The organism is Bradyrhizobium sp. CCBAU 53351 (genome assembly GCF_015291745.1).
Classification (GTDB): domain Bacteria; phylum Pseudomonadota; class Alphaproteobacteria; order Rhizobiales; family Xanthobacteraceae; genus Bradyrhizobium.
In genome coordinates this window covers 4,855,207-4,870,099 of sequence record NZ_CP030059.1, presented here as the reverse complement: position 1 = coordinate 4,870,099, position 14,893 = coordinate 4,855,207, and the positions used below count along the sequence as shown (strand labels likewise).

13 protein-coding genes and 1 tRNA gene are annotated in these 14,893 nt (G+C 65.3%); 8 read left to right on the top strand and 6 right to left on the bottom strand.

Translation table 11 applies throughout. The annotated features are described in order from the left end of the window. The first annotated feature begins 253 nt into the window (after positions 1-253). The 4 genes from XH83_RS23095 to XH83_RS23080 all read left to right on the top strand — a co-directional run bounded on the left by XH83_RS23095 (position 254) and on the right by XH83_RS23080 (position 5,652). Complete coding sequence (locus XH83_RS23095) at positions 254-1,864, top strand: ABC transporter substrate-binding protein (protein WP_194403025.1); 1,611 nt, start codon at positions 254-256, stop codon at positions 1,862-1,864. Between the two features lie 109 nt (positions 1,865-1,973). Next, a complete protein-coding gene (locus XH83_RS23090; RefSeq protein WP_194403024.1) occupies positions 1,974-3,596 on the top strand; it encodes an ABC transporter substrate-binding protein in 1,623 nt (540 codons plus the stop codon). A gap of 229 nt (positions 3,597-3,825) precedes the next feature. Then, positions 3,826-5,418, top strand: coding sequence for a glycosyltransferase family 39 protein (locus XH83_RS23085; protein WP_194403023.1), 1,593 nt, complete (start codon positions 3,826-3,828; stop codon positions 5,416-5,418). Between the two features lie 15 nt (positions 5,419-5,433). Beyond that, on the top strand, positions 5,434-5,652 hold the full coding sequence (locus XH83_RS23080; RefSeq protein ID WP_194403022.1) for a hypothetical protein: 219 nt from the start codon (positions 5,434-5,436) through the stop codon (positions 5,650-5,652). Here the strand turns inward: XH83_RS23080 and XH83_RS23075 are convergent. The 3 genes from XH83_RS23075 to XH83_RS23065 all read right to left on the bottom strand — a co-directional run bounded on the left by XH83_RS23075 (position 5,627) and on the right by XH83_RS23065 (position 8,867). Next, entirely contained in the window at positions 5,627-6,874 is a 1,248-nt protein-coding gene (locus tag XH83_RS23075) for a multidrug effflux MFS transporter (protein ID WP_194403021.1), read from the bottom strand. The genes XH83_RS23080 and XH83_RS23075 overlap by 26 nt on opposite strands. 175 nt (positions 6,875-7,049) lie before the next feature. Continuing rightward, entirely contained in the window at positions 7,050-8,516 is a 1,467-nt protein-coding gene (locus XH83_RS23070) for a hypothetical protein (RefSeq protein ID WP_246776307.1), read from the bottom strand. A gap of 262 nt (positions 8,517-8,778) precedes the next feature. Beyond that, positions 8,779-8,867, bottom strand: a tRNA-Leu gene (locus tag XH83_RS23065). A 173-nt stretch (positions 8,868-9,040) separates the two neighbouring features. On the opposite strand from XH83_RS23065, the gene XH83_RS23060 reads away from it, so the two are divergent. Beyond that, the gene (locus XH83_RS23060) at positions 9,041-9,466 is read left to right on the top strand and encodes a twin-arginine translocation pathway signal (RefSeq protein ID WP_194403019.1); all 426 of its coding nucleotides are present in this window, start codon (positions 9,041-9,043) and stop codon (positions 9,464-9,466) included. 26 nt (positions 9,467-9,492) lie between these two features. Here the strand turns inward: XH83_RS23060 and XH83_RS23055 are convergent, their stop codons facing one another. Then, positions 9,493-10,695, bottom strand: coding sequence for an FAD-dependent monooxygenase (locus XH83_RS23055; protein ID WP_194403018.1), 1,203 nt, complete (start codon positions 10,693-10,695; stop codon positions 9,493-9,495). Positions 10,696-10,714: 19 nt separating this feature from the next. Further along, a complete protein-coding gene (locus XH83_RS23050; protein WP_194403017.1) occupies positions 10,715-10,960 on the bottom strand; it encodes a zinc-finger domain-containing protein in 246 nt (81 codons plus the stop codon). Between the two features lie 308 nt (positions 10,961-11,268). Between XH83_RS23050 and XH83_RS23045 the strand changes: the two genes are divergently transcribed. Next, a complete protein-coding gene (locus XH83_RS23045; RefSeq protein ID WP_194403016.1) occupies positions 11,269-12,405 on the top strand; it encodes a hypothetical protein in 1,137 nt (378 codons plus the stop codon). 107 nt (positions 12,406-12,512) lie between these two features. After that, a complete protein-coding gene (locus tag XH83_RS23040) occupies positions 12,513-13,268 on the top strand; it encodes an alpha/beta fold hydrolase (protein ID WP_194403015.1) in 756 nt (251 codons plus the stop codon). Between the two features lie 93 nt (positions 13,269-13,361). On the opposite strand, the gene XH83_RS23035 is transcribed toward XH83_RS23040, so the two are convergent. Then, on the bottom strand, positions 13,362-14,297 hold the full coding sequence (locus tag XH83_RS23035; protein WP_194403014.1) for a LysR family transcriptional regulator: 936 nt from the start codon (positions 14,295-14,297) through the stop codon (positions 13,362-13,364). Between the two features lie 105 nt (positions 14,298-14,402). On the opposite strand from XH83_RS23035, the gene XH83_RS23030 reads away from it, so the two are divergent. Continuing rightward, on the top strand, positions 14,403-14,816 hold the full coding sequence (locus XH83_RS23030; protein ID WP_194403013.1) for a hypothetical protein: 414 nt from the start codon (positions 14,403-14,405) through the stop codon (positions 14,814-14,816). The last annotated feature ends 77 nt before the right edge of the window (positions 14,817-14,893 follow it).

The following is a 14,893-nucleotide window of genomic DNA, read 5'->3' as shown; positions in this document are numbered from 1 at the left end:
TTCGAAAAATGGAACGCGCATTGCATCGCCGCGAGGACGAGACGAGCGGAGAGTGTTGTAGAGCCAAACCGATCCTTGTGGAGCCCGCGGCCGCGCCGCCATGGCTTGCAGCGAAACCGGATTGACGCGCTGGGCACTGTCTGCAAGTCTCGAAAGATAAAGGCATTGCATGGGGTTAGTTCGCCCAAAGAACGAACCACATGCTCAATCAATAACCCGCCTTTGAACAGTTTCACGTCAGGAGAAACTTTTTATGTTGCACTTCATGCGCCGGGGGCCTCGCGCGTTCGCCTCCAAACTTGCGCTGTCTGTCGTCGCGCTTTCGACGGCGCTGGCTTCGCCGGTGCTCGCAGCCGGCAAGACCATCACGGCGGTGATGCATTCCGATCTGCGCATCATCGACCCGATCTTCACCACGGCCTACATCACGCGTGACCACGGCTACATGGTCTACGACACGCTGGTGGCTCCTGATTCGACCTTCAAGATCCAGCCGCAGATGGCGGATTGGAAGATCTCCGACGACAAGCTCACCTACACCTTCACGCTGCGCGACGGCCTGAAGTGGCATGACGGCGCACCGGTGACGGCGGAAGACTGCGTCGCTTCGCTGAAGCGCTGGGCCGCGGTCGACGGCATGGGCCAGAAGCTCATGGACTTCACCGCGAGCATCGAGGCAACCGACGCCAAGACCATCACGTTGAAGCTGAAGGAGCCCTACGGCCTCGTGCTCGACTCCATCGGCAAGCCGTCCTCGCGCGTCGCCTTCATGATGCCGAAGCGCCTCGCCGAGACGCCGGCGGACAAGCAGATCCCCGAGCAGATCGGATCGGGCCCCTTCAAGTTCGTGGCGTCGGAATTCCAGCCCGGCGTGAAGGCCGTCTACGTCAAGAACACCGACTACGTGCCGCGCAAGGAGCCGGCGAGCTGGACCTCCGGCGGCAAGGTGGCGAAGGTCGACCGCGTCGAATGGATCACCATGCCGGACTCGCAGACGGCGGTGAACGCGCTGCAGTCGGGCGACATCGATTTCATGGAGAACCTGCCCTACGACATGCTGCCGGTGCTTGAAGCGAACAAGGAGATCACGATCGAGGTCTCCAACAAGTTCGGCTTCCAGACCCTCGGCCGTATGAACTTCCTCTATCCGCCGTTCGACAACGTGAAGGTGCGCCGCGCCGCTCTTCTGGCGATGAACCAGAAGGACGTGCTCGACGCGCTGATCGGCAACGCCAAGTACCAGAAGATCTGTGGTGCCTTCTTCGTGTGCGACACGCCGCTCGCAACCGAGGTCGGCGGCGAAACCCTGGTGAAGGGTAACGGCATGGCCGAAGCCAAGAAGGCGCTCGCCGAGTCCGGCTACGACGGCACTCCCGTTGTGATCATGGCACCCGGCGACGTCACGACCCTGAAGGCCCAGCCGATCGTCGCGGCCCAGCTGCTGCGTGAGGCCGGCTTCAAGGTCGACCTGCAGGCGACCGACTGGCAGACCGTGGTGAGCCGCAGAGCCAGCCAGAAGCCGCCGAAGGAAGGCGGCTGGAACATGTTCTTCACCAACTGGGTCGCGGCCGACGTCTCCAACCCGATCGCCAATCTCTCGATCGGCGGCCAGGGCAAGAAGGGCGGCTGGTTCGGCTGGGCGGAAGACCCCAAGATCGAGCAGCTCAAGGACGCCTTCGTCCGCGCGCCCTCGCTTGACGAGCAGAAGAAGATCGCCGCCGACATCCAGAAGGAAGCCTACGAGCAGGTGATCTACATCCCGCTCGGGCAATACCTGCTGCCGAGCGGCTGGCGCAAATCGCTGACCGGCGTGCTCGACGGTCCCGCAACGCCGCTGTTCTGGAACGTCGACAAGTCGGAGTAGGGCCTAGTCCAGATGAGGAAGGCGCCTCGCGCGCCTTTCGCGCCGAACGTTACGCGGCGCCGCTGACATCAGCGGCGCCGTGCGCCAACCGCTCGCCAGGAGAACGTCAATGTTCCAACTCATGCGTCGGGGGCGTCTTGCGTTCGCCTCCAAACTTGCGCTGTCGGTCTTATCGCTCTCAGTCTTGGCACTTTCGGTATTGGCCTCTCCGGTGCTTGCCGCGGGCAAGACCATCACCGCAGTGATGCATTCGGATCTGCGTATCCTCGATCCGATCTTCACCAGCGCCTATATCTCGCGTGACCATGGCTACATGGTCTACGACACGCTCATCGCGACGGATTCGAATTTCAAGATCCAGCCGCAGATGGCGGACTGGAAGATCTCCGACGACAAGCTGACCTACACCTTCACGCTGCGCGACGGCCTGAAGTGGCATGACGGGACGCCGGTGACGGCCGAAGACTGCGTCGCCTCGCTGAAGCGCTGGGCTCAAGTCGACGGGATGGGGCAGCAGATGATGCTGTTCACCGCGAGCATCGAGGCGACCGACGCCAAGACCATCACGCTGAAGCTGAAGGAGCCTTACGCGCTCGTTCTGGAATCGATCGGCAAGCCGTCCTCGCGGGTCGCTTTCATGATGCCGAAGCGTCTCGCCGAGACAACGGTGGACAAGCAGATCCCAGAACAGATCGGCTCCGGCCCCTTCAAGTTCGTGGCGTCGGAATTCCAGCCGGGGGTGAAGTCGGTCTATGTCAAGAATGCCGATTACGTGCCGCGCAAGGAGCCGGCGAGCTGGACCGCCGGCGGCAAGGTGGTGAAGGTCGACCGCGTCGAATGGATCACGATGCCGGACTCGCAGACGGCGCTGAACGCGCTGCAGTCGGGCGACATCGATTTCATGGAATACCCCGCGATCGACATGTTGCCTGTCATCGAAGCAGACAAGGAGCTCAAGCTCGAGATCCTCAACAAGTTCGGCTTCCAGACGGGCGCGCGGATGAACTTCCTTCATCCGCCCTTCGACAACGTCAAGATCCGCCGCGCAGCATTCCTGGCGATCAAGCAGAAGGACGTGCTCGACGCGCTGATCGGCAATTCCAAGTACTACAAGACCTGCGCCGCGGCCTTCATCTGCGACACGCCGTTTGCGACCGAGGTTGGCGGCGAGACCCTGGCGAAGGGCGGCGACATCGCCGCGGCCAAAAAGGCGCTCGCCGAGTCCGGCTATGACGGCACGCCCGTCGTCCTCATGGCGCCAGGCGACGTGCTGTTGTTGAAGGCCCAGCCGATCGTTGTGGCCCAGCAACTGCGCGCGGCCGGCTTCAATATCGACCTGCAGGCCACCGACTGGCAGACGGTGGTGAGCCGGCGCGCCAGCCAGAAGCCGCCGAAGGAGGGCGGCTGGAACATGTTCATCACCAATTGGGTCAGCGCCGACGTGGACAATCCGATCACCAACGTCGCGGTCGGCGGGCAGGGCAAGAAGGGCGGCTGGTTCGGCTGGGCGGAGGATGCCAAGATCGAGCAGCTCAAGGACGCCTTCGTTCGTGCCGCCTCGCTCGACGAGCGCAAGAAGATCGCGGCCGAGATCCAGAAAGAGGCCTACGATCAAGTGCTCTACATGCCGCTCGGCCAGTATCAGGCGCCAAGCGCCTGGCGCAAGTCGCTGACCGGCGTGCTCGACGGCCCGGCAACGCCGGTGTTCTGGAATATCGACAAATCGGAGTGAGGGGAGGCGATTCTCCCGCCTTCGCTGTCTTAACCAAACGGCGCCGCTGTCATCAGCGGCGCCGTTGTCTTGTGCCGCTCCTGCGCCGGCCGGCAAGGCGTGAGGCTTTTAACTCTTCCAGTTTTCAATCATTGCTATTTGTTTCAATTCTGAAATAGATGCGCCGTGTTCCCGCATCGCTTTCCTTGTCCCATTTGATTCCGTGCCGATTGATTTTGCACTCCAGGCGATGGCCGAACGGTCCGATCGCGCGCCTTCGCGCTGGCGACGGCCTTTCCTGCATTGGCTCGATGGTGTCGAGGCGGGCTGGGCCGTTCCGCTTCTCGTCGGCTGCTTCGTCGCGGTCTGGACGCTCTATCTGGCGATCGCCTATGCCGGCGGCGGCGTGCACCCTGATACGCTCGAGGCCTGGACGCTGGGGCGGCATTTTGCCTGGGGCTATCCAAAGCATCCACCGTTGATGGGGTGGGTCGCGTCGGCATGGACCTCGGTCTTTCCACCCAGCGACTGGTCAATGCAATTGATGGCGATGGCCAATGCCGGGCTTGCGCTGCTCTTCGTCGACCGGATCTCGCGGCAGTTCGTCACCGGGCACAAGCGCGTCCTGGTGCTTCTGCTCCTGATGCTGACGCCCGCCTATCAATTCCACGCCCAGCGTTTCAACGCCAATGCCGTGCTACTCGCGACCTGGCCGCTGGCGACCTGGTGCTTCCTGCGCGCATTCGAGACGCGCGCGGTGCTGTGGGCGGTCGCGGTGGGGTGCACGACAGCCCTGGCGATGGTCGGCAAATATTATTCGATCTTTCTCGTCACGAGCTTCGCGTTTGCCGCACTGGCTCACCCGGCGCGGCGGGCCTATTTCACCTCCGCCTCGCCCTGGATCTCCGTCGTCGTCGGGCTCGCGGCGCTGTCGCCTCACATCTATTGGCTTGCGACCACGGGTGCGTCGACCTTCACCTACGCGCTGGCGCACGCAGGCGGAAACGCTGCGACCTCGCTCGGTGAGGTGAGAAGCTTCCTGCTGGGGCTGGTGGCCGCGATGAGCATCTCGGCCGCGCTCTGGGTGCTCGTCGCAGGAACGCGCTTGAGGCAGTTTCCGGCCGACTTCGCGGCGATGAGCCCGGGCCTGCGGCTTCTGTTCTACGTCACGATCGGCACGATCGTGCTGCCGGCCACGACGTCGCTCGTGATGGGCACTGATCTGCCCTCGCTCTGGGCGTTGCAGGGGCTATTCCTGTTCGCGGTTCTCGTGGTCTGCGGCACCAGCTATTCGATCGAGCGCTTCTACACCGTCAACCTTACGGTGATCGTGGTCGGTATCGCGCTCGCGGCCGTTTTGATCGCCGCGCCGATCCATGCCGTCTACCGCAACGATCACGGCTACGAGGAGGGCCGCAATCTCTACGCCCAGGCGGCCGGCGAAGTGACGCGCGCGTGGCGGGACCTCACGGGCCAGCCTCTGAGCGCCGTGAGCGGCGATGGTTCGCTGGCTTTCGCCACGGCGTTTTACGGCCCGGACCATCCGTATCATGTGAGTCCGTTCGAGTACGAACCCGGGTGGGGCTTGCCGCGCAGGACGCTCGATCGTGGCTGGGCCGCGCTGTGTTTCCGCGATCAGGAGCCTTGCATCCGATGGATGGAATGGGCGTCCCCCCAAATCGGGCATTTCGTCAGGCGTGAGTTCACCGTGCAGGCCACGCTGTGGGGGCGGCCCGGTCTTTCGCGGGACGTGGTTGTGCTGATGGTGCGGCCGCGGGGAATGCGGACGATTCCCAAGAGCACTGCGGATGATTTCAGCGCCAGCCGGCGCGCGACCGAGTAGACGTCGCGTTCAGCAATGGCTGTCGCGCAACTGCTCGAGGCCCTCACTCGCAAAGGGCGGCGTCAGCGCAGCCTGGCCGGTGCCAGGTTCGGAACCCTCCGCCGTCTGCGGTTCGACGTCGGCGTGATCTTCGCGGGGTTCCAGTTCCATCGCAGCGGCCTTTCGAAATTGCTGCAGGACAACATCGGGGCCGCCGGGATGTTCCTTGTCAGATGGGGCGATGATGCGGCTTGAACAGCCGACCCTTCTCGACCACCAGCACGATCGCGAGCGCGGCGAGGGTCGACAGGAAAAAGCCGACCGAGAACGGCAGCAGCGTGCCGTCAAAGCTCTGTCCGATCGCCATGCCGACCACGATTCCGATCAGGGTCGTGATCGAACCATAGAGCGAGGAGGCGGTGCCGGCGATGTGGCCCTGCGGCTCCATGGCGAGCGCCGTGAAGTTCGCCACCATCATGCCGAACGAGAACATCATCAGGGCGGAGAGCACCATGAACAGGCTCAGCGGCAGCACGCCGAGCATTTCCGTCAGCAGCATCACGCCGGCCACGACCGTGTAGAGCGTCAGCGCGCCGTGCGAGATCACGCGCATGCCGAGCCGCCCGACCAGCCGCGCATTGAGGAAGCCGGCGACGGCCGTGCCGGCGGCAATCGCGGCGAACGCGAGCGGGAAGTAATGGCCGAGGTGGTAGATGCCGGTGAAGACCTGCTGGGCGCAGAACACAAAAGCGAACAGCGCGCCGATGACGCTGCCGGCCGCGGTGGCATAGCCGATGGTCTGGCGATGGGTCACGGTCTGGCGGAACGCCGAAAGCACGTCGGCGGGCGCCAGCGACCTGCGTCCGGATTCGGGGAGGGTTTCAGGCAGCCGCAGCACGCACCATGCGAGCGCGAGCAGGCCATACAGCATCAGCACCACGAAGATGCCGCGCCACGCCGTCACCAGCAGCACCGCCTGTCCGAACGAGGGCGCGATCACGGGCACCGCGATGAACACCATCATGGCCAGCGACATCACGCTCGCCATCCGGCGGCCGACATAGCAGTCGCGCACGATCGAGGTCGCGATCACGCGCGTCGCCGAGGTGCCGAGTCCCTGCAGCGCGCGCGCCAGCAGCAGCGTCTCGAACGAGGGCGCCGCGACCGCCAGCACGCTCGCCACCGCATAGACCGCCATCCCGCCAAGCAGCACCGGCCGGCGGCCGAAGCGGTCCGAGAGCGGCCCCATGACGAACTGGCCGGCGCCGAAACCGATCAGGAAGGTCGACAGCACCAGCTGAAGATGGTTGGCGACGGGGATATTGAACGCCGCCCCGATATTGGGCAGCGCCGGCAGCATCATGTCCATCGCAAGCGGATTCAGCGCCATGATGGACGCGATCACGATGACAAATTCCGGAAAACCCATCGGACGGTGTCCCGTGGACACCCAGGAATCGGCATTAACGTCGGACAAGCAGCTCACCTCTGAAATCGAGCGACTTTATCGGTCTTTCATGCTGCGTTGCACAACCCATGTTTCGGGATGGCTGGCAGGCGGGGCAGGGGCGAACAAGAATTGGTGAGGCGCCGGCCCCGCGCGGCCGGGCGGGGTTCGCCGGAAACCGCCGCCCATGCCGGGCACCCTGACGTTACCTGGAAGCGGCCTCTGGCCTTGTGTAGAGGCTGACATACCCGCCGGTATATTCCTCTTTCCAGCCTCGCTCGCCGACCAGGAAGTGCCGCAGCTGGTCATGTGCTCTGATCCAGAGCACCGCGTCGATCTTGTACTTGCTGAGCACCTTGTCCCAGGTCGCCGCGTCGATGTCCCGCCGGACCAGCCTGAGATAGTCCCGCAGCAGCTCGTCGGGATAGGCGGTCGCCGCCCGGCCGTCGACGAAGAGGGGCACTGAGCCCTGCGTTCTGAAGATCAGGAGCCCGCCGACGTTCCAGTGGTTCAGCAGGTGCCCGCGCGAGGTGTGCGCCTGGAGATAGCGGGCATCCGCGTCCGAGAGCATGTCGGGCAATGCCAGCGCCGGTCTCACCTGCATGAACGTGAATGGCAGCAACAAGACGCCGACGAGGCCGGCCGCCAGCATCGCGCGTCGGATCTCGAAGCTGCGGCGCTTCGGCAGCAGCCGGTCGATGTGAAGCGCCATCGGCACGCTCGAGAAGATGAAGAAGAACGCGGTGTATCTGAACTGATAGAGGCCCAGAAACAGAAAGAGCCACGCCAGCACGCGGGCCTCGAGGGGAACGCGCGTGGCGTTGCGGTCTCGCAGCTCCAGGGCAACGAATGTCAGCGCATAGGCGATGCCGGGAAGGCTGCCCGGCAGCTCCACATTGTGAAAATAGGATCGCCATTCGCTGATATCGGCCTGAACGAAATGCCCGAGCGTCGCCGTCACGCCGTCATAGACATGCCATCCCAGGGGATTGACGAGGATCGCGATGAGGCACCCGACGCCCGCCAGGCAATAGTTGCGAAGGCCTGTCCAGTCCCGCCGCAGCAAGGCGGCGCAACAGAAGACGCCGAGAATCGGAAAGGCGAGCACGAAGCCGCCATGCAGATTGACCCAGGCGATCATCATCGGCGGCAACAGGAACCAACGCCGCCGCATGCATTCGCCGTAAAAGACCACGGCGAACAGCATGGTCGCGATGTTCGGCGATGCCGCCAGATACATGTTGGGCGAGGCTTCGTAGCAGGGGTAGAGCAGGCACGCGGCGAACACGGCGATGCAAACCGCCGGCGCGGACGCGCCGCTGCTCAAGCCGCAAAAGGCGAGGTAGCCGGCAATGACCGCGCCGCAGGCGACGACCATGAGGACGATGCCGGCAAAGCCGGCCTGCTGATACAGCGCGCTGGCCATCACGTCCCAGAGCCAGGACAGATTGTACCATTGCTTGTCGCCGGCGGTGAACGACCACGGATCCTGGAAGGGCACCTCGCCCCGCTGCCTGATCAGGTCTCCGGCGGCGAGGTGCCAGCCGAGATCATAATGGCCGAGCAGCAGCGGTCCGTTCGACAGGTAAAATACCGACAGGAAGGCGATCAGGAAGACGTAGACCTCGACCCCGTGCAGGGAAGGCGCGGACGCCGCTTGCGATCCGCTCATCCTGGACCGGGACCAATCCTCGCGCGCGTCCATCGGAGCTCTCACCATCGCAGCCAGCCGCTCCAGGCCTTTGTCCCTGGGTCTGCATCGACGGGGCAGACATCGCCCGCTTTAGGGGAAGACGATCTAAAGTGGAGTAAAGGCCAGGGGCGCCGCTCGGGTTTCCCACGCGGAAGGGATGCTTGGTAAACGAACGATTGCGTGCGCGGCGCGCGTCATGGCTGCCGTCCCGCTTGCGGAGGCGGCGGTGCGAGCATCTCGCTGGTGCGGGCAGCCGGGGTCGAACCGGCACAGCGCTTGCGCACCGAGGGATTTTAAGTCCCTTGCGTCTACCAATTCCGCCATGCCCGCTTGATCCAACGAGATCAAACACTTAAGTCCAGCTCCGGCCGTCTGGAATTGGCGCTTTGCGTGACCGGGGGACGGTTCTTCCTTAAGCGAGCCGGGCGCACAAGGCAAAGCCTCAATCCGGACATCTGGTGCTGCTTTAGGCATTCTCAATCCACGGGGACTATTCATCCGGCATGGCTGCTTCGTTTTCCTCTTCCCTGCGCGGCTCCGGCGCGCTCCTCGCGCTGCTTGCGGCCGCCGCCGCGCTGTCCGGCTGCGCCAGCATGAGCGAGACGGTCGCACCGGCCTTTGCCGATCCCGCCAAATATGATCTGTACGACTGCAAGCAGCTGGAGGGGGAGCGCAAGGCGCTCGCCAAGCGGACTGACGAGTTGCAGAGGCTGATGGACAAGGCCCAGACCGGAGCCGGAGGCGCCGTCGTGTCCGAGCTCGCTTATCGCAACGACTACATCGCGGTGCGCGGGCAGGCACAATTGGCCGAGGACGGCTGGCGCCGCAACAGGTGCCGGGAGACGCCCGAGGAGCTGCCGGCTGCCGCCTCGTCGTCGCCCGCGGCCCCGGCCAAGCCCGCGTCGAGATCCGGCAAAGCGGCCCGCTGAGGCGATGCCGCCGGCGGCGCTTCGCATCAGGGCCGCCAGCTGTAGATCCAGTCCTGCCGTGCCAGCATACGGTCCGGGCCGAGCGCGCGGATCGCGAGGTCGCGCGCGGCCGCAAGCGGTCCACTGAAATGATAGATGCGGCCCTGCTGCCGCGCGGTCCGCTGCACCCGGCGCACCCGCGCCTCGCGCGCGCGGCCGTATTGCTTCAGCGCAGCGCTGATGCCCGCGGTGCTCTCGGCGGCCTGAAGGCTCAGATGGCGGGCGAGCACCGCGGCATCCTCGATCGCCATGCCCGCTCCTTGCGCTGCGAACGGCAGCATCGCATGCACGGAATCGCCGAGCAGGGCCACCGGCCCTTTGCTCCAAGGGCAGCCGTCGGGCACGCCGAACAGCGCCCATTTCCGCCAGCTGTCGACCGTGGCGAGCATCATGCGCGCCGCCGGCGGCCAGCGTGGGCCGGCGAAGGCGTCCATCACCTCAAGGGGATCCCCAGGCGTGCTCCAGCCCGGCCTGTTCCAGGTGCCCGGCAGCACCGCGACCACGTTGATCTGCTGTCCGCCGGCGATCGGATAGGCGACGAGATGGGCGTTCGGGCCCATCCAGAGCTGCACCCGGCGCGCGGTGTAGTCCTTCGGCAGCTGCGTGGCATCGAGCGTGCCGCGCCAGGCGATAAGCCCGGAGAAGCGCGGCTGCACCTCGGGAAACAGATGCTGGCGGACCGTCGACCAGATGCCGTCGGCGCCGATCAGCGCGCTGGCGAGATCGCTGCGGCGGATCGTGCCGCTGCGATGGACCACCGTCAGTCCCTTGGCGTGAGGCGCGACGTCTTCGAAGGTCGCGCCGAGCTTCAGGTCGATATCGGGATGATCGGCGACGGCGCCGGATAGCGCCGATTGCAGGTCGGCGCGGTGCACCACCCAATAGGGGGCGCCGGCCCGCAGCGAGGCTGTTTCGCCGAGCGGCATGCGCAGCAGCTCGCCGCCGGCCCGCGCGCTCATGATCGAGACCGCTTCCGGGGTGACGGCGCGCAGCTTGAGACGTTCGGTGAGCCCGAGCTCGACCAGTACGCGGCTGGCATTGGGAGAGAGCTGCAGGCCGGCGCCGACTTCCTCGAGGCGTTCGGCCTTTTCCAGCACGACGATGTGGAAGCCGCGGGCCGCGAGCGCAAGCGCGGCCGTCAGTCCACCGATGCCGGCACCGGCGATGACAATCGTTCGGGAGAGCGCCACCCCTGACCGATGAAGACGGTCAGGCCACCTTGTCCTTCAGGACGCATTCCGGCGGGCGGGCTTCACCCGCCTTCAGGTCGGCCGCGAAGCGGTACAGCGTCGAGCAATAGGGGCAGATGATCTCGTTGTCGTTGCCGAGGTCGAGGAAGACGTGCGGATGGTCGAACGGAGGATTGGCGCCCACGCACATGAACTCTTTCGAGCCGATCTCGATGACGGGGACACCGGCATCGTTGTGGAAGTGCGGGACGACATGGTCGGACATCGTAGTTCATCCTGGAGTAGCAATGGCGGCAGACACAATCAAGAACTGACGCGGCATCTTTAAGGCGCCGCGGACCATACTGGCGGGTGCAGATGATTGCTAGTCCAGCGGAACCGAAAGGTCCGCAATTGCCCCATGCTCATTTGCTCATGCAAATTCGACACAATCTTGGGGCCTGAGAGAAGCCCTTCTTTCGTCGGGGACGTTGTGTCGCAATTTTGGCATACTATGTCTTTGGACGAGCGCAATTGCGATCAAAGACGAATCATCAGGCGCAAACGATTTCAGGGACCGTCCGGACTTTCCACATGAAGTGGCTGCGAATCACGACAGCGTTGACGGGTATCGCGGCCTGCGGCTTCATGCTCGTACAGGTAGCGCCGCACGCCCGTGAGGCCGGCGCGATCCTCGCAGCCCAGGATGACCCGGCCGTGCTGTCCGAGCTGAAGCTCGATCAAGTGCTGCGGCAGAACGACCGTCTGGTTCAGGACAACATCGAGGCCGCGCTCGCAGCAGGGGACGCCGATCTCGCCGACAGTTTCGTCACGCTCGCGCGCGACCGCAACATCGCGCTGCCGGACGATCTCCTGAGCCGCGTCGGCGATGCGGTCAAAGCCGAGAATTCGACCTCGCATTTTGCGAAGCGCTTCGCGACCGGCCTCGTCACCGGCAATGCCGACGACGTGGCGAGCCTGTCCGGAACAGTGGCCGGCGACCTCTTCGTCATCGGCGACATCCGGGATGTCGTCCGTGAGGGCAAGCACCTCGCCATGGGCGAGGATACCGATCGTCTGGTGCTCGGCCTCGCGGCCGCCGGCCTTGCGGTGACTGCGGCAACCTATGTGTCCGTCGGTGGCGCTGCGCCCGTGCGCGCCGGACTGACACTGGTGAAGGATGCACGGAAGGTCGGACGGCTCGGCGAGGGGCTCGCCGTCTGGGCCGGCCGTTCCGCGCGTGAGGTCGTCGACACGCCGATGCTGCAGAATGCCGTGGCCAAGGGTTCCGTGTTCCGCCCCGGCGAGACCGTCAGCGCAATCAAGGCTGCGTTCCGGGCCGAGAAGGCCGGCGCGCTGGTCCGGCTCGGCAAGGACGTCACGCGCGTCGCCGGGAAGACCGGGACGCGCGGCGCCATGGATACTCTGCGCATCGCCGAAGGCCCGAAGGACGTCGCGCGCGCGGCGCGGCTTGCGGAGGCGCAGGGCGGAAAGACGCGCGCGATCATGAAGCTGCTCGGCCGCGGCGCGCTGCTGCTGATCGGCGGCGCGTTCGATCTGACGATGTGGCTGCTCGGCGCGGCGCTGACGCTGTTCGGCCTGTTGTCCTCGATCAAGGCGACCACCGAGCGCCTGACCCAGGCTTGGTGCGATCGCAGACGTGCCCGGCGGCTCCGCCGGGCCCGGATCGCCCCGGAGGCCGCTCTGGCCGGTGCGGCCGCGACGGCCTGAAGCTTTCGATTATTGTTTGAGCATGATGTTGCCGGAAAACCGCTGCACAGTTTTCCGGATCGTGCTCTAAGACCGATCACTCCCCACAACGACCTGCGGAACTGATGATGCCGAGCTTTCACAACGGCGCCGTTGAAATTGCCTATCTCGACGAAGGCGAGGGCGATCCGATCATCCTGGTGCACGGCTTTGCCTCGAGCAAGAACGTCAACTGGGTCTATCCGACCTGGGTCTCCGAGCTGCGCAAGAACGGCCGCCGCGTCATCGCGCTCGACAATCGCGGCCATGGCGACAGCGCCAAGCTCTACGAGCCCGCGCAATATTCCATACCCGTGATGGCCGGCGACGTGCTCGCACTGATGGATCATCTCGCCATCCCGCAGGCCGACATCATGGGCTATTCGATGGGCGGGCGGATGGCGGCCTGGCTCGGTCTCAACGAACCGCAGCGCCTGCGCTCGGCGATCCTCGGCGGCATCGGCATCGGTGGCCTGATCGAGGGCACTGGTCCCGGCGAGAACGTCGCCAAGGCACTGGAAGCACCAGGGCTCGACGACGTCACCGATCCCGTCGGCCGCACCTTTCGCGCCTTTGCCGACCAGACCCGCTCCGACCGCCGCGCGCTCGCCGCCTGCCTGCGCGGCACGCGAGATCTCATGACGAGGCAAGAAGCCGCGCGTATCGACGTGCCCGTGCTGATCGCGGTCGGCTCGACCGACGACGTCGCAGGAAGTGCCAGCGCGCTCGGTGCCATCATCCCCGGCTCTGAAGTGCTGGACATTCCCAATCGCGACCACATGCGCGCGGTCGGCGACAAGGTCTACAAGACGGGCGTGCTGGATTTTCTCTCGCGCCGCGGCTGAGCCGGCAAAGGGCCAGGAAGGTCTTCGCCGACAAGTCCGTGAGACCTGGAGCTCGGTTGCCTGGCGCCCGGATTTTCGGTGACGGCCGATGCTTCACCCCGCCTTGTCGCTGAACGCGGCGGGAAGCGTGGTGAGGAACGACATGACGCGCTGTGTGCGCAGGGGCGGGCGGCGGCCGGAGGCGCGCAGCATCCATAGCGGTTCCCCAGGCGCGCGCCAGGGCGCCAGCACTTCGACCAGTCGGCCGGAGCGAAGGTCTTCGTTGACGAGCCACGCCGGCCCCCAGCCGACCCCGAACCCATTCGCGACCAAAGCGAGCGAAGAGTGCGCGTCGTCGCAAATGTGCTTGGGCTTGGGCGCGATGCGAATGGGTGCTTTGCCGCGCGGGTCGGCGAAGCGCCAGGTCAGGATCTGACCGCTCGCGGGATTGCGGAAGCCGACGTGGTCATGCGCGGAAAGCTCGTAGGGCGTCGCTGGCGCGCCGCGCGCCTTCAGATAGGCAGGCGAGGCGCAAGCGATCCAGGAGAATGTGCAAAGCCGCCGCGCCTGATGGCCGGGCGTGCGGTCGAGCGGCCCCGAGCGGATCGCGACGTCGACGCCTTCCGCTGCGAGATCGAGAATCTCGTTGCGGAATTTGACCTCGATCTCGATTTCCGGGCGTTCCCGCAGGAACACGGGCAGTCGCGGCAGAATACAGGCGCGCGCGAACGAGGCGGGGGCGGTCACGCGCACCCGTCCGCCATCGCCGCGCGCGACTTCGCCGAGCGCGGATTGGACACGGGCGAGACTTTCGACCAACGCGCGTCCTGCCGTCATCAGCCTGTCGCCCTCTTCGGTCAGCGCCAACGAATGGGTGGAGCGATGCAAGAGCCGCAACCCGTGGGCCTTTTCGAAGCGGGCGACCGCCTTGGACATTGCCGAAGTGGTCGTCCCCGCCCGCCGCGCGGCTTCGGCGAAGGAGCCCGCCTCGACGACGCGGACGAAGGCGAGGAGACGCGAGAGACCGGGAGGCAAAGTTGTTGTGGACATGTAGTCCACATAGTCATGGCTGTGCCGTCACTACAAGGGCCGTTTCCGGACAGCTAATTCGGGGGTGTCAGCGCGCATTCTGCGGCTGGAAACGCGGGAAGTCCCATGAACCTCATCGAAATCACCCTGCAAGCCCTCGACGCCGCCGAGCGGGCTATCCCACCCGGCCAGCCGTTCTACATGCTCAATCTGCTGCGCTATCGCGCGCAGGCGCATTACGAGGACGGATTCGACGCCGCGCCTTGCTCGGGCCGCGAAGCCTTTAATGAACGCTACAGGCCGGCATTCCGCCGTCTTGCGGTCGGCAAGCCGCTCGTGCGGATGTTTTCAGTCCCGGTCCTGGCGAGCCTCGTCGGCTCGCCAAGCGAACGCTGGGACGAAGCCGCGATCAATGAATACGGCGATTTCGCCACCTTCCGCGCGATCGTCGAAACCGAGACCTACCGGCGCGAAGTCGCTCCGCACCGTCATGCGGCGCTCGAAGATTTCCGGCTGATCGCGCTCGCCAAGGCGATGTGAGACTGCAATGACAATGCCGAGCATCGTCGCGGCACGACCTCACCACGGCCGCGGCGGGCCAAAAGCCATGTGGCGCG

Excerpts from the sequence above, each read along its gene's own strand:
- XH83_RS23035 (WP_194403014.1), bottom strand. The coding sequence starts at position 14,297 with ATGTCCACAACAACTTTGCCTCCCGGTCTCTCGCGTCTCCTCGCCTTC.
- XH83_RS23090 (WP_194403024.1), top strand. The coding sequence starts at position 1,974 with ATGTTCCAACTCATGCGTCGGGGGCGTCTTGCGTTCGCCTCCAAACTT.
- XH83_RS23095 (WP_194403025.1), top strand. The coding sequence starts at position 254 with ATGTTGCACTTCATGCGCCGGGGGCCTCGCGCGTTCGCCTCCAAACTT.
- XH83_RS23050 (WP_194403017.1), bottom strand. The coding sequence starts at position 10,960 with ATGTCCGACCATGTCGTCCCGCACTTCCACAACGATGCCGGTGTCCCC.
- XH83_RS23045 (WP_194403016.1), top strand. The coding sequence starts at position 11,269 with ATGAAGTGGCTGCGAATCACGACAGCGTTGACGGGTATCGCGGCCTGC.
- XH83_RS23060 (WP_194403019.1), top strand. The coding sequence starts at position 9,041 with ATGGCTGCTTCGTTTTCCTCTTCCCTGCGCGGCTCCGGCGCGCTCCTC.
- XH83_RS23080 (WP_194403022.1), top strand. The coding sequence starts at position 5,434 with ATGGCTGTCGCGCAACTGCTCGAGGCCCTCACTCGCAAAGGGCGGCGT.
- XH83_RS23085 (WP_194403023.1), top strand. The coding sequence starts at position 3,826 with ATGGCCGAACGGTCCGATCGCGCGCCTTCGCGCTGGCGACGGCCTTTC.
- XH83_RS23040 (WP_194403015.1), top strand. The coding sequence starts at position 12,513 with ATGCCGAGCTTTCACAACGGCGCCGTTGAAATTGCCTATCTCGACGAA.
- XH83_RS23070 (WP_246776307.1), bottom strand. The coding sequence starts at position 8,516 with ATGAGCGGATCGCAAGCGGCGTCCGCGCCTTCCCTGCACGGGGTCGAG.
- XH83_RS23030 (WP_194403013.1), top strand. The coding sequence starts at position 14,403 with ATGAACCTCATCGAAATCACCCTGCAAGCCCTCGACGCCGCCGAGCGG.